This window comes from Paenarthrobacter sp. 10L412, assembly GCF_056395565.1.
In genome coordinates this window covers 136588-150628 of sequence record NZ_JBFTJT010000011.1, presented here as the reverse complement: position 1 = coordinate 150628, position 14041 = coordinate 136588, and the positions used below count along the sequence as shown (strand labels likewise).

The following is a 14041-nucleotide window of genomic DNA, read 5'->3' as shown; positions in this document are numbered from 1 at the left end:
AACTTTAGAGCATAGATGGCGATATTCCCAAATCGAGGTCTGCACGACTCTCCAACAGCGACTACGGGACGTGCTCAAGGAGGTCGCCGACCCGGCAATCAAGCGCCTCGCAGATGGCAGTCAGTGTGGAGAACCGGATGGCCTTGGCCCGATCATTTTTGAGGACGGACAGGTTGACGAGGCTCACCCCAACGCGACGGCTGAGCTCCGTCAGCGTCATGCCGCGGAGCTCCAGCAACTCATCCAGCCTGCAGTGAATGGCGATCGTCTCTTCGGCCGGCATCAGACAAGGCCCTCCGTGTCCCGCTGCAGGCCCCGTCCGAACTGGAACACGCCCGCCAGCAAAACCAGCGCCGCGCCAGCCACCAAAGGAGTGGGGTTGAACTCCACGATGTACACCAAGGTTTCACCGGCGCTCCCCGGAATGACTCCAAGCTGTTCGGCCAGGCGGTGCTTTGCAGTGGAATCGAGGACCTGGGCAGCGCTTCCGGAAATGGCCAGGAGCGCGCCCGCAAGTCCAACGATGGCAGCGGTGTGCGGCGCGAAGAGAACCCTGCTCGTGAGCCGATGGGCCAGCAGGACCAGGAGGGAAACAACACAGAGGACGGCCAGCAGGTTCATGGCCGCCGACCACCCCAGCAGGGAAGCCTCATATTCCGGGAGGGCAGGGACACTCACCTGCACTTGCGAGTAGCGGCCCACCGCACCCAGGTTCAATGCTTCCGGCCCCCTGGCGGAGGAATCCCGGGCCGAAGAGTCCAGGGGCAGCCGCAGGACCACGCCTCCGGCGCCATTGCTGATGATCGCCGAGACAGTCGAAACCGATGTGGCAATGGCCACCGCCACCGCGACGACAATGAGCACCGCCGAATCCACTCTCGAAAGCACCCTCACGCGCGCCAGCGACTCTGCGATATTTCCTCGTGAACCCATAATTCCCCCAAGTAGATATCGACATTCGTTAATATCGAATATCGATAAGCTAACCCGTGAAAACACGCTCCGTCAAACATTGGCAGTTTCTTGCCGTGACGCGTCCGAAAACCGCCAGCCCGGCCAGCCTCCCCGGCACTAGATTGGCTCTATGACAACCACCACCCCGGCCGAACCCGGCCAGCCGTCCCCCGGCATGCAACCGCGCAACACCCCCGCGCCTGCAGCTCCCATCAGCAAACTTGGCATCGCCGCCGTCGTGGTCACCGTCGTCCTGTGGGCTTCAGCGTTCGTCGGCATCCGCGCTGTGGGCCCGAGCTTCTCCCCCGGTTCCTTGACGCTCGGACGGTTGGCGGTTGCCGCCGTCGTTCTTGGAATCGTGGTGCTGCCTACCCTGAAACTCTGGCCGCGGGGCAAGGAATGGTTGCCCATCGTGGCGTACGGAGTGATGTGGTTCGGCGGTTACAACGTGGCGCTGAACGCTGCGGAGCACATGCTCGACGCCGGTACCAGCGCCATGCTGATCAACGTCTCGCCGATCCTCATCGCAGTCCTCGCCGGAGTGGTCCTCAAGGAAGGCTTCCCGCGGTGGCTTCTGGTTGGCAGTGCCGTTGCGTTTGGTGGCGTGGCGATGATCGCCCTCGGCTCGGGACAGCGTTCGACGGCGGATGTGGCCGGGGTGTTGTTGTGCTTGCTGGCCGCGGTGCTCGCCTCTGTCAGCGCGATCCTCCAGAAGCCGGTACTGCGGAAGTTTACGGCCGGGCAAGCCACGTGGTTCGGCATCATGGTGGGCGCTGTTTGCTGCCTCCCGTGGACAGGGCAATTGATCGCGGAAGTCCAGTCAGCGCCGCTGCCGGCCACACTCGGCTTGGTCTATCTGGGCATCTTCCCTACGGCCATCGCCTTCACAACATGGGCGTATGCGCTGTCCTTGATCTCGGCCGGCAAACTGGCCGCCACGACGTACCTGGTCCCCGGCACCACCATCCTCATCTCTTGGGCCGTGCTTCAGGAAGTCCCAACCATCTGGGGACTGATCGGTGGCGTGGTGTGCTTGATCGGCGTGGCCCTGACCCGGCGCAAGTGAGCTAGCGGGCCATACCCGCAAGGAGCTCGCGGTGCGTGGGCGGATTGGCGCCGGGCCGGCCAACGGTAATGGATGCCGCCATCGACGCGATGGTGCCGATCCGCTCCAGAACGGTAGGCGCCAGACCGTCGCTGCCACGCAGAAGCAGTCCCATAATGAGCGCTGACATGTATGAATCCCCGGCGCCGATGGTGTCGGCCACGTTCGAGGGGACGGCGGGGACCGTGAGTTGGATGTGCCGGGTAGCCATGAGCGAACCGCTGGAGCCCTGGGTCACTACCGCGAGTCCAGTGCCAAGGGCCAGGAGGTGACTCGCAGTGTCCTCCAACTCCTTGCCCGGGTACAGCCAACGGGCGTCGTGGGCGCTCATTTTCACGACGTCCGTCAATGGCACCAACTCTTCGAACAGGGAAAGTGCCTCGTGGTGGCTGCCGAGGAGGGCAGTGCGGATGTTGGGATCGTACGTAATCATGCAGCCGCCCTGCGCTTGCTCCAACAGGCTCCGGACAACGCCGGCCCCGGGTTCAAGGAACGTGGCGATCGAACCTGTGTGCAGGATTCTTGGGGCGTACGGCAGGGCCAGCGGAGCAAGTGCCCAATCAATCTCGAACGTGTACTCAGCCGAACCGTCGGCAGCGATTCGGGCGGTCGCCGTTGCCGTCTTGCCCAGAGACTTTGATCCGGGCAGCAGGACCACGCCTGCGCCCTGAAGGTGGGCGGCAATGGCGTCGCCCCGCTGGTCCCGTCCGATGGCGGTGAGCAGCCCCGCTTTCACGTCCAGGCGGCCCAGTCCATAGGCGACGTTGGCCGGTGACCCTCCGGGATATTCGATCTGCCCATCGGGTGACTCCACGATGTCGATGAGCGCCTCACCTACGACGACGACGTCGAGGGGCTCAGGAGCGGAGGTAGGAGTGGCGGTCATGCGGTTCCTGTTCGTTCGTTGGTGAGATGCGGGGGCTGGCCGACGGAATGCCGTCCGACGAGGTCGCACCCGAACAGTTCAGCATGACCTGGGGACAGTGCACCAGCGAGTATCAGCTCCAGGGCCTCAATGTTCCTTGTTGGGACTAGAGTCGGATCATGTCCGCGAAACTCCCTCCCGGCCTGCCCATCGTTCCCGACGGCGATCTCCCGTCCTCGCCGCTTCCCGAGCGGAAGGCAGTGCATAGCCCCATCGAGCACGCCCCCACCGAGGGCGCTGGGTTAGCCGGAGTTGACGCGGATTTTCCTGCCGCGCCGTTCCAAATGTCGCCGGAGGAGTTCGAAGAAGCTGTGACCGACGCTTTGCAGCTGGTCCCACCCAAAGCTGCCAGCGCCATGGACAACGTGGCAATCTTCATCGAGGACGACTACACCCCGCGCCCAGATGAAGATCCGGACACCGTATTACTTGGTTTGTACGAGGGCGTGCCGTTGACCGAACGCGACTCCTGGTGGGAAGCGGGCTCATTGCCGGATCGGATCACTATTTTCCGCCAACCCATCCTGGACATCTGCGCCACCCGCGAGGAAGTCATCGACGAAGTGGCCATAACGGTGATCCACGAGATCGCCCACCACTTCGGAATTGACGACGACCGCCTGCATGAGCTCGGCTGGGGCTAGCCTTGTAGGCATGGGGCACGATCACAACCACTCCCACGGAGTAACGGCAACCGGCAAGCATCGCAATCGGCTTATTGCAGTCCTGGCCATCACCTTAGGTGTGGTGGGCATCCAGGTGGTTGGCGCGCTCATCTCCGGATCGCTGGCGCTGCTGGCCGATGCAGGCCACATGCTGTCCGACGCCGCAGGCGTATTCATCGCGTTGATGGCGGCCTGGATCGCTACCCGCCCAGCGAGCGATCAACGGACTTACGGATATCAACGGGCCGAGGTCCTGGCAGCCTTGGCCAACGCCCTTGTGCTCATCGTCATCGCAGTCGTCATCATGATCGAGGCCATCCGCCGCTTTGGGGAGTCCCCGGAAATTCATACGGACGTCATGCTGTGGGCGGCGATCCTGGGCGCCGTAGCCAACCTCATTTCCCTGATGATCCTGCAGGGGGCCCAAAAGGAAAGCCTCAACGTCCGCGGGGCCTATCTTGAGGTCCTTGGCGATCTTCTCGGCTCTATCGCCGTCATTGTGGCGGCCATCGTCATCATGACCACGGGCTTCACGGCCGCTGACCCCATTGCCTCTGTCCTGATCGCCCTCATGATCATCCCCCGCGCCTGGCACCTGCTCCGCGATGTTGTGGACGTACTTCTGGAAGCTACCCCCAAGGGCGTGGACGTGAACATGATCCGCGAGCACATCCTTGCCGTGGACGGCGTAGTGGAGGCCCACGATATCCACATCTGGACCATCACTTCCGGGGTGCCCGTGTTCTCCGCCCATGTTGTGGTGGAAGACGAGGTCCTTAACGCCAGCGGGGCAGACAGCATCCTGGACCAGCTTGGATCCTGCCTGGGGCGCCATTTCGACACCGAGCACTGCACCTTCCAGCTGGAACCTGTCAGCCACTCCGAGCACGAGTCACACCAGCACGCCTAGCCGGGCGCGTCACCTGGTGTCGTGGTTACGGTTCCTGCTGCTCCATCCACGGTGATGGTCTGGCCTGAGCTGATCCGCAGGGTTGCGTCGGGCACGCCCACCACCGCCGGTATGCCGTATTCGCGGGCCACCACGGCGCCGTGGGAGTTGGGACCGCCCATTTCCATGACCAGCCCGCCGGCGGTGAGGAACAGGGGCGTCCAGCCGGGGTCGGTGGAGGGCGCTACAAGGATTTCCCCTGGTTCCAGATGGGCGCCAACGGGGTCCAGGATTACCCGCGCCGGGGCTGTGATGACGCCCGCCGACGCCGGACTGCCGGAGAGGGTTCCGGGAGAAGCCGGGGTTCTGCCAGCTGCGGCAGTGGCTTCGGGTTCTGTACCGTCTGAGAGCAATACCCGCGGAATATGCCGACGCCTCAGTTCCTGCGCGTAGTCAGCGCGGCGATCTGCCACAAGTTGGTGGAGCTTGGTGCCAGCCAGGGCAGTCTCTACTTCGTTGAGGTCCAGGAAGAAGATATCCTCGGCGCGCTCAATCCGCCCTGCCTCTGCCAGTTCTGCTCCAACCAGCGATAGCTGTTCCCTAGCTGAGGCCAAGCCGAGGACCAGGTTGTATTTGGGCAGCTCCCTCATTCCGGCAAACCTGCGCGTACGGTCCAAGGCAGTACGCACTAGCTTGGCGTGGAGTGGACTCTTGGCCCTTGCCCGCGCAACCAACCTGGCAACCTGTTCATCTGCCTCCCGGGCAGCTTTGCCGAACTGCTGGTCGGGTGCGTCGGCGGTGTGCTCAAGCCGCAGATAGTTGACCACGACGCCAAGTATGTGGGTGGGGTCATCCGACCATCGGGGCATGCCGAGGTCGATCTCAGCCACAGCCCTGTGCCCATAGGTGCGCAGGAAAGCTTCAAGCCCGGATTGGGCGACTGCGGGAAGTTCCCTGTCCTTGAACTGCCGAACGAGTTCCTCGAGTGGGGGATAACTCAGGAACGCCAAAGCCTCCGGGTCTTCCCTGATTTCCCTTGCAAGCTGCCACAGTGCAAGGTCCATCTCGGTGGTGACATTGTTGGGCAGCCCACGAATCACCGTTTGGAGTTGGTCCAAGGGGGCTTGCTCGCCCAGCATTTTCCGGACGAGAGCCAGCATCGCAAAGCCCAGAACCGGAAGGGGCAGGACTTGGGGAACCGTTGCGAATACTTCCTCCCCGAGGATTCTCTGCACGTGGGCAATTCTTCGATGGGCACTGATGCCCTCCGGCACTTGGAGGGCCTGATGGAGTTCTGCCTCGAGCTGCTCTTGGCGCTTCGTTGCGGCGTCGGGACGGAAAAGAGCCCGGATCACCGACTCTGGAACACGGTATTTAGCGGCAACGGGCGCAACGTGCCGGATGAGTCTTATCGGAGTTTTGATGGTGACGGCGAACCGCGGGTCATCGAAAAGGCCACGAATCACCGCCGCAGAACGGGCCTCCATGATGTCAAAGATGCGGGGCACAATGGCCCGGCCCACCTTGCTGCGCAGCACGGATGTGAAGTCGAAGAAGATCCTCTGCCCGGCCTCATAGTAGGGCGATGGTCCTGAGCGTGGATCGGGGACATCGAAAGCCGCCCTGCGGGCAACACTGGAGGCAATCAGGCGGATACCCGCCAGACCCATGGGCGTCAGAGGCCTTGTGAGGCCTTGGGCGAGACTGAAGTTCAGGAACGCGTGCTCGCCGGGAGTAGCCGGCACTCGCGAGGTCAGCGGGTAGAGGGTAGTAATGGGTCTTGCCTGCGTGAGCCACAGTTTCCCGGACGAATCGATCGCCCATTCTGTATCCTGCGGGGCACCATAGTGGGCCTCGACGCGTCTCCCCAAGTCGGCCAGCGCGCGGATCTGGTCATCGCTGAGGCACGGCTGCACGGAGTGGTTTTCGCCTGCCGCGGCATGATCGGCCCGCTCAATTCGTTCGGTGCCACCCCCGGCAAGCGATCTGATCTCTACCTGCCGGTCACCAAGCGTCCGTTTCAGGATGGAGTTGCTCTGCGTATCAACTACGTACTGATCGGGGTTAACGGCGCCTGACACCACGGCTTCGCCCAGACCAGGGCTGGCATCGATCACAGCTTCACGGCGCCGCCCCGTAACCGGGTTGGCCGTGAACATCACCCCGGCCGTCGCGGAATCCACCATCTCCTGGACAACGACGGCCAGCGTCACCGTGGCATGGTCAATACCGTTGGTTGTCCGGTAGCTCACTGCCCGGTCCGTCCAGAGCGATGCCCAACAGCGGCTCACGGCGTCCAGGACTGCGTCTGCTCCCACTACGTTCAGGAAAGTGTCCTGCTGCCCGGCGAAACTGGCGAAGGGCAGGTCCTCGGCCGTGGCTGAGGATCTCACCGCGACGGGGGCAGCGTCTCCCAGCTTTCGATATGCAGCCTGAACCCATTCAGCGACGTCAGTGGGTACTCCGGCGTCGAGCACCAAGGACCGTGCCCGGGCGGCGAGGCTATTCAGTTCGTCAAGGTCAGACGCTCCGGCGTCCTGCAGAAGTGCAAAGATCTCCTCCATACCAATCGCTGAAACGGCGTATCGGTAGGCGGACGTTGTGAGGCAAAAGCCGGGCGGCACTGGAAGGCGGGCGGCATTCAGCTCGCCGAGATTGGCGGCCTTGCCACCGACCTCGGGGAGCATGTCCGCCCGGATATCCGCAATGTCCCGAATGAACACCGGGCCGCTTACATCCGGGCCACCACTGTTTTCCTGCCTATGCTTCCCAGGCTGCTGGTTATCCATGGACGGTGCGCGCCATGGTCCTAAGCCGCGCCGAGCATGGGTCCGAATTTGGGCCGATCTGCCAGCCGCGGGTCCTCTCGGTCCGGAACAACGAGGACAGGCCCCTTGGCGTGATGGAGCACGCCATCAGAGGTGGAACCAAGGAGCATGCCCGCGAAACCACCGCGGCCCCGCGTACCCAGGACAACCAGCTCCACGCCCCGGCTGGTCTCAACCAACACATCCACAGGTGAGCCGTCCCTCAGGTCCGTTTCCACAGACAGCTGCGGGAAGTGGCTGCGGAGCCAGGCGACGCCTGCGTCCAACTGGACTTTGATGTCCGCGAACAGGGCATCGCGGTCCAAAGGTGCTGGCACCCACGCCAAGGAGCCGCTGTACTGCGGAACTGCGCAAATGACGCGGAGCTTTGCCCCCATCCGCTGGGCTTGTTCGGCTGCCTCCAGGACAGCGACGCGGGCCTGCTCCGAACCGTCCACACCCACGGCGACGACGTTTTCCACCGTGCGTGGCCCGGCCTTGGCGTGTTCAGCCTTGATGTGCTTGTCCTCGGTGTTCTCGCCCAAGCGGTCGGCGCAGTACAGCGGGACCGTTACGGTGGGGCATTTGGCGTGGGCCGGCAACGCGCTGCTGACCGAGCCCAGGAGACGCCCGACGAAGCCGCCACGGCCACGGCTGCCGAAGACCAAGAGCGCAGCGTTCGCAGACAGGTCCAGGAGGACACCCGCGGCATCACCGTTCTCCACCGACGCATCGACGTCGAGGGTGTAGCTCGAGACCTTATCCATGGCCTGCTTGACGATTGCTTCCGCGCCCTCGCGGATCACGGAATCGTCCACAGTGGCGTATCCGCCGTCGAGGCCGGATGCTGCGAAGATGGGCACCGAATAGGCCGTGACTATATGCAGGGGGAGTTGGCGCCGTTCCGCCTCACGCGCAGCCCATACAAGGGCGCATTGACCATGCTCGGAACCGTCCACTCCAACGACGATTCCACCAGGCGCCACAGCCTGGTCCTCGCCGTCCTGTGGTTCTTCAATGTGTCTGCCGTGCTGGTCCATGGGGCCCGCCTCTCCACCTACTGCTTGATGTTCCGGCCATTCTGCCAGAGGTTCTCCGTACCGGTGTTCCCTTGCTGGTGTGCAACCAATAGCCGGGGCCGAAGAAACCCTCGGGGTTCTCCTTCCAATGCCCACTATTCTCGGTTGGCAATGCCGAATCAAGGCGACTATGGGCTATGTGGATAACGGTCCGGGCTCGGTTTTCGGCACGCTCACCGCCCTCCGGGTTGCGCTGCGGATGAACATCCAAAACACGCTGTCGCGGAGGCTATCCATGGCAGAAAAAGTTCGGTAGTGTTCGAGTCACCGAATGGCCGGCAAAAGTGTCCCAGGACACAATCCGGCCATTTATTTGCGGCCGCTTGGGGAACTCGGACGCGATCCCACGCGCTGCCGAAAGGCACACACGTCAAGGAGGAACCCAAGCAGTGTCACTCACTCCTGATTCCGTCACGGAACGGACTACCACCGTGGTGATCGGCACCGGCCTGTCCGGCTTGGCTGTTGCCAGCGAGCTCAGCCGCTATGGCGTAGGTTCCATCGTGCTGGATGGCTTTGGTACTTTGTCGACCACCGGACCAGCGGTCCACACGGGAATGCTCCAGCGGTGCGACGCAGCAGACCCCGCGGCAATGCAGGAACGCAACGAGATCCTGCGCCATTTGCGCAACTACGCAGCCAGCCATCACCTGGATGTCCGCACCACCACACGCGCTGTTCGTCTGGACTTCCTGGGTGGCGACTCGTCCTCGCAGCTTGGATACGGACCCGTCGCAAGCCTGAACACGGCCAGTCTGAGGGCTGGGCTAAGCGTCTATGGCCCCCTTGAATCCACCCCACGGCAATGGGCCGTGCATACGGCCAGCGGAGTTCTCCTGGCAGACCACATCGTGGTGACGCGCTGCGCCCAGAGCCAGTTACGCCGAATGCTTGCCGATCTGGGAATCGCCATAGGCCAGAACTTCGTGGCAGCCATGCGTGCCGTCGGGATGCACTTGGTGGGCGTTGGGGAACTTATTACACCCACGCCCAAGGAAGTACTACGGCAAGCCAAGGCAGTGGGGCAAGCGATCTCATCCAAAGTGGCCCTCCCGGCCGGGCCTGGCATCGCCCTTGCCTAGAACCCCTTGCCTGGAACCCTGGCTTGGAAACCGTTGAGCCAACCGAGGCCTGTTCCTAAAACGAACAAAAGTTAACTCTGAAGACCGGTACCTCCGAAGACATGAGTCCTCGAAGGCACCGGCCTTTGAGTTGGAGCGTGAAGCTTAGGCGCCAGCGCGTACGTACGTGATGGGGCCGGTTGCGGTGAGCCAGCTGATCGGGTGGATGCCCGTCTGGTTGCCGTTGATGCCACCGCTGATGGCCTGGCCGTTGCCGATGTAGATGGCTACGTGGCCGGACTGGACGATCATGTCACCGGGCTGGGGGTCGCTGACAACCTTGCCGTAGTTAAGGAACTGCATGGGTGCGAGGTCGCCAACCGGGATACCTGCGGAGCCGAGGGCCCGTTCCACCATGGCGGTGCAGTCCTGCATGATGCCGATCTGGGCGTAAGCCGAGGCGACCATAGCGGCGTTGACGCCACCAACAGCCGGAGCTGCAGCAGCAGGCGCGGCTGCCACCGGAGCGGTAGCCGTAGTGGTTACAGCGGCCTGGACGGTAGCCGTTGCGGCCTTGGCCACCGGAGCGGGAGCAACGGGAGCCGGCTTTTCAATAACGGGAGCCGCTACGGAAGCAACCGCGGGGCGCTCGAAGTTGATGGTGGCCGTGGATGCGGCCGTAACAACCTTGGTGGGACCCTCGGAGACGGTCTCGGCGACAGTAGCAGGGCTGGAGTCGCGCTGAACGGGGGTCTCTGCAGCGTGGGCAGCGATGGAACCCGTCAGGACGAGGCCTGAAGCTGCTGCGATGACAGCCGCTTGGCGACCTGCGCCGGATGCGTTGCTGGCAACAGCCTTGGAGATGGAGATGAACGGATTAGGACGTACGCTGTCCGCCTTACGACGGCCGCGAAGAATGCGTGAAGACATGAAAGAGCCTCTCCCGATGCCTGCGAGGTTAGCTGTCGGATTCGGATGGGAGTCACCCGGCCACTATCCCCCGCTGTGCAGCGGAAGCTTCGTGACTTCACCCCAAGGCGCGCTCTGAAAGCGGGCCAAAATGGGTTCCCCGTCTCTGCCGTAGGTTTGTCTGCGAACGGATTCCGGACTGCGGCAGAGCTAGGCAATCAGGCCGGAAATGCCCGTTACGTGGAACAGGCACAGGTACAACCGTACGGGAAGATCACTTCAAAGTCACATTTACGTAACGAGCAGTTCGTTTTTGGCGTGTCGCAGTGACCGTTTCGAGATCTTCGCAAGTATGTAGAAAACCCTGCTATTCCGGGGAATTTTCCCCATCCGCGTCGTTGGGAGCCGCTAGCTTCTTCCGGGCTGTAACAGCGAGGAAGATCACGAGACCGATCGCCACCACAGCGAGGCCAACGATGCTCCAGGGGAAGGGTTGGGAAGCTGCCGGAGCCGGCTCAGTATTTTCCGTACCGGGGGCTGCTGTTCCCGCCGTCGGAACAGCAGCCGAAGCCGAGGGGGAGGCGCCTGCTGAGCCGCTCGCCGTCGTCGTGCTTGTCCCGGAAACTGTGAACTTGAAGGTTCCCTCGATCGGGTGGGAGTCTGAACTGACCACGCGCCACACCACCGTGTATTCCCCGGCTGGAGCGCCCGGGCGCAGCTTCTGGACAGCCATGTTGTCGATGATTTCCACTGCGCCATCTGCCCAGTTTTCGCCCCCAGCGGTGACAGTCACGCCCGAACCGATGGCCAGTGGCCGGTTGTTGAACGTGATGGATACCGACGCCGGCACTTCAGCCACCCGGGCACCGTTTGCCGGAGTTGTTGATTCGGCGACGTCATGCGCGGAGGCCGGAGCGGCTCCCAGCAGCAACGCGGAAGCGAAAGCGAGAGCGGCTACGACGGCGGCCAGAAGCGGGCGGCTGGTACGCATGGGGCGGTTTCTCCTAGTGTTGGCTTCCTTACAGACTAGGCGAATCGTCCCAACGCCCCACATCAGCGGGCATAGGATTTGAGAGCAAACTCCCCCGATCCCCGGAGACCTTCATGCTTAAACAAGGTTCTGCAATCGACCGCTACTTCAAGATCTCCGAGCGCGGGTCCACATACTCGCGGGAAATACGTGGCGGCTTCGCGACCTTCTTCGCCATGAGCTACATCGTGGTGTTGAACCCGCTGATCCTCTCCGGGGCAGACTCAAGCGGGGCATCGCTCGGTTTCACGGCCGTAGCGGCAACCACTGCCTTCGTGGCGGGCATCCTCACCATCCTCATGGGCGCCTGGGCCAAGCACCCCTTCGCCGTGGCAACGGGCCTGGGAGTGAACGCATTCGTCGCCGTAACGGTTGCCTCCCACCCGGAGCTGACATGGCCGGACATGATGGGGCTGGTGGTGCTTTCGGGTGTCACCATGCTCATCCTGGTACTCACCGGATTCCGCACGGCCGTTTTCAGAGCCGTCCCGGAAGCCCTCAAGACGGCGATCGTGGTGGGCATTGGCCTCTTCATCGCCTTGATCGGACTGGTCAACGCAGGTTTTGTCCGACGTATCCCGGACGCCGCAGGCACCACGGTCCCGCTCGGCCTTGGCGTGGATGGCAAGCTGATGGGCTGGCCGACGTTGGTGTTCGCTGTCGGACTGGTCCTGACCATCGCGTTGGTGGTGCGAAAGGTCCGCGGCGCAATCCTGATCGGCATCGTGGTGTCCACCGCCCTGGCCGCCATCCTTGAATTCACGCTCCACATTGGCCCCAGCTTCGACGGAAAGAACGTCAACCCGCGCGGCTGGTCCCTGGTGGCTCCCACACTTTCCGAATGGGGCGCACCGGACCTCTCCCTGATCGGCAAAGCCAACCCCTTCGGCGCGTTCGAACATCTCGGTTTTGTGGCTGCTGCGCTGCTGGCCTTCGTGATCCTCCTCAGCATCTTCTTCGACGCCATGGGCACCATGGTGGGCCTGGCCAACGAGGCAGGAACCGTGGACGAGCACGGCAACATTCCCAACGTGGACCGCGTCCTGCAGGTTGATGCCCTGGGCGCAATCGTCGGTGGCGGCGCGTCCGTTTCGTCCAACCAGATCTTCGTTGAGTCGGGCGCGGGCATTGGCGAGGGTGCCCGCACCGGTCTCGCCTCCATCGTCACGGGCCTGCTCTTCCTGGTGGCCATGTTCTTCACGCCGCTCATCAACCTGGTCCCGTTCGAAGCCGTGGCGCCTGCGCTTGTGGTGGTGGGTTTCATGATGGTGTCCCAAGTTGGCAAGATCGACTGGCAGGACTGGGGCGTTGGCATTCCCGCGTTCCTGACGATCGCCCTCATGCCCTTCACGTACTCCATTGCCAACGGCCTCGGCGCAGGCTTCATCTCCTACGTCCTGATCCGCACTTTCCAGGGCCGTGCACGTGAAGTCCACCCCCTGATGTGGGCAGTGGCCGCCGCCTTCCTGCTGTTCTTCGGCATCGGAACTGTGGAGGAGTTGTTGGGCGTCAAGTAGCGAAGTCCGGCATCTCAGACACTGCAGCACCCCATGGCTGTTTTTCGGCACGCAGGTGGGGTGTGCTTAAAGCATGGCCCCAAACACCAGCACCAACCCCTCCGTAGACGTCCTTCCCACGCCATGGACCGGCCGCTTTGACGGCGACGGCGACGAACATCGCCGCTGGTGGCAGGCCGTGGCACCCCTTACTTCCCCTGCCGCTCCTGGCGCCTCGCGTCCCGCCGTCGTGCTGGGTTTCTGCAGCGACGCCGGGGTGCAGCGCAACAAGGGCCGCGTGGGTGCCGCGGCGGCTCCGGCCGCCATCCGCTCGGCGATGGCTCCGCTGGCGTTCCACCTGGACCGTGACGTGTTCGACGCCGGCGACGTGGTTGTGGAGGACGACTCACTGGAAGAAGGCCAGCAGCGCGCCGGACACGCCATCTCGGAACTGCTCGACGCCGGAAACCTCACCGTGGTGCTGGGCGGCGGCCACGAGACGGCATTTGCCAGCTACCTGGGGGTTGCCGGATCCAATGCGGTGCGCAGCGGAAAGCGGTTGGGGGTACTGAACCTGGATGCCCACTTTGACCTGCGCGATGAGCCCACTCCGAGTTCCGGCACCCCGTTCCTCCAGATGGCCCAGGAAGAAGCCGCCGCTGGACGCGAACTGCGGTACGCCGTCGTCGGAATCTCGGAGCCCAACAACACCCGCACGCTCTTTGACACCGCTGACCGCCTGGGCGTGAAGTACTTGCTGGACGAGGACTGTTCCGCGGAGCGCGTCGAGACGTTCGTAGCCGACTTCGTGGCTGGAATCGACCTGCTGTACCTGACGATCGACCTGGACGTGCTGCCTGCTTCGGTGGCGCCGGGCGTCAGCGCCCCCGCTGCGTACGGGGTGGCGCTGCCAGTGATCAATGCTGTGTGCCGCCAAGTAGCCGCGAGCGGGACGCTGTTGCACCTGGACGTTGCCGAGTTGAACCCGGAGTTCGATATTGATGGACGAACCGCAAAAGTGGCAGCACGGCTGGTAAACACGCTGTTGGCGTAGCCCCTGTTCCCAGTCGCTGTCCTGCGTTTAAACCTGTGGGGGTTTAACCTGTGGGGAAGGGAAGGAC

13 protein-coding genes and 1 riboswitch are annotated in these 14041 nt (G+C 63.2%); of the genes, 6 read left to right on the top strand and 7 right to left on the bottom strand.

Annotation, left to right across the window (positions count from 1 at the left end):
- Positions 1–61: 61 nt before the first annotated feature.
- The gene (locus tag AC1DD7_RS16850) at positions 62–283 is read right to left on the bottom strand and encodes a helix-turn-helix domain-containing protein (RefSeq protein ID WP_477515881.1); all 222 of its coding nucleotides are present in this window, start codon (positions 281–283) and stop codon (positions 62–64) included.
- On the bottom strand, positions 283–864 hold the full coding sequence (locus tag AC1DD7_RS16845; RefSeq protein WP_477515880.1) for a hypothetical protein: 582 nt from the start codon (positions 862–864) through the stop codon (positions 283–285). Before AC1DD7_RS16845 ends, AC1DD7_RS16850 begins: the two co-directional genes overlap by 1 nt.
- A gap of 220 nt (positions 865–1084) precedes the next feature.
- Between AC1DD7_RS16845 and AC1DD7_RS16840 the strand changes: the two genes are divergently transcribed.
- Positions 1085–2020 (top strand): DMT family transporter, encoded by a 936-nt coding sequence (locus AC1DD7_RS16840; protein ID WP_477515879.1) that lies wholly within the window; start codon positions 1085–1087, stop codon positions 2018–2020.
- 1 nt (position 2021) lies between these two features.
- Here AC1DD7_RS16840 and AC1DD7_RS16835 read toward each other — a convergent pair whose 3' ends face one another.
- Entirely contained in the window at positions 2022–2945 is a 924-nt protein-coding gene (locus AC1DD7_RS16835) for a carbohydrate kinase family protein (RefSeq protein ID WP_477515878.1), read from the bottom strand.
- A gap of 158 nt (positions 2946–3103) precedes the next feature.
- Here AC1DD7_RS16835 and AC1DD7_RS16830 point away from each other — a divergent pair, with 158 nt between their 5' ends.
- Together AC1DD7_RS16830 and AC1DD7_RS16825 are read left to right on the top strand one after the other, a co-directional pair.
- Positions 3104–3628: a metallopeptidase family protein gene (locus tag AC1DD7_RS16830; protein WP_477515877.1), complete on the top strand. Its 525-nt coding sequence runs from the start codon at positions 3104–3106 to the stop codon at positions 3626–3628.
- 10 nt (positions 3629–3638) lie between these two features.
- Positions 3639–4559, top strand: coding sequence for a cation diffusion facilitator family transporter (locus tag AC1DD7_RS16825; protein ID WP_477515876.1), 921 nt, complete (start codon positions 3639–3641; stop codon positions 4557–4559).
- On the opposite strand, the gene AC1DD7_RS16820 is transcribed toward AC1DD7_RS16825, so the two are convergent.
- Complete coding sequence (locus tag AC1DD7_RS16820; RefSeq protein ID WP_477515875.1) at positions 4556–7327, bottom strand: PEP/pyruvate-binding domain-containing protein; 2772 nt, start codon at positions 7325–7327, stop codon at positions 4556–4558. The genes AC1DD7_RS16825 and AC1DD7_RS16820 overlap by 4 nt on opposite strands.
- 20 nt (positions 7328–7347) lie before the next feature.
- A complete protein-coding gene (locus AC1DD7_RS16815; protein ID WP_477515874.1) occupies positions 7348–8385 on the bottom strand; it encodes a universal stress protein in 1038 nt (345 codons plus the stop codon).
- A gap of 428 nt (positions 8386–8813) precedes the next feature.
- Between AC1DD7_RS16815 and AC1DD7_RS16810 the strand changes: the two genes are divergently transcribed.
- Positions 8814–9506, top strand: a complete 693-nt coding sequence (locus AC1DD7_RS16810; protein ID WP_477515873.1) for an FAD-binding protein — start codon at positions 8814–8816, stop codon at positions 9504–9506.
- Positions 9507–9650: 144 nt separating this feature from the next.
- Here AC1DD7_RS16810 and AC1DD7_RS16805 read toward each other — a convergent pair whose 3' ends face one another.
- Together AC1DD7_RS16805 and AC1DD7_RS16800 are read right to left on the bottom strand one after the other, a co-directional pair.
- Complete coding sequence (locus AC1DD7_RS16805) at positions 9651–10415, bottom strand: NlpC/P60 family protein (RefSeq protein ID WP_477515872.1); 765 nt, start codon at positions 10413–10415, stop codon at positions 9651–9653.
- A gap of 3 nt (positions 10416–10418) precedes the next feature.
- Positions 10419–10587: riboswitch (cyclic di-AMP (ydaO/yuaA leader) on the bottom strand.
- 174 nt (positions 10588–10761) lie between these two features.
- Complete coding sequence (locus AC1DD7_RS16800; RefSeq protein WP_477515871.1) at positions 10762–11385, bottom strand: copper resistance CopC family protein; 624 nt, start codon at positions 11383–11385, stop codon at positions 10762–10764.
- Between the two features lie 113 nt (positions 11386–11498).
- On the opposite strand from AC1DD7_RS16800, the gene AC1DD7_RS16795 reads away from it, so the two are divergent.
- Both AC1DD7_RS16795 and hutG read left to right on the top strand, forming a co-directional pair.
- A complete protein-coding gene (locus AC1DD7_RS16795) occupies positions 11499–12941 on the top strand; it encodes an NCS2 family permease (RefSeq protein WP_224094928.1) in 1443 nt (480 codons plus the stop codon).
- A gap of 73 nt (positions 12942–13014) precedes the next feature.
- Positions 13015–13974, top strand: coding sequence for a formimidoylglutamase (gene hutG / locus AC1DD7_RS16790; protein WP_477515870.1), 960 nt, complete (start codon positions 13015–13017; stop codon positions 13972–13974).
- The last annotated feature ends 67 nt before the right edge of the window (positions 13975–14041 follow it).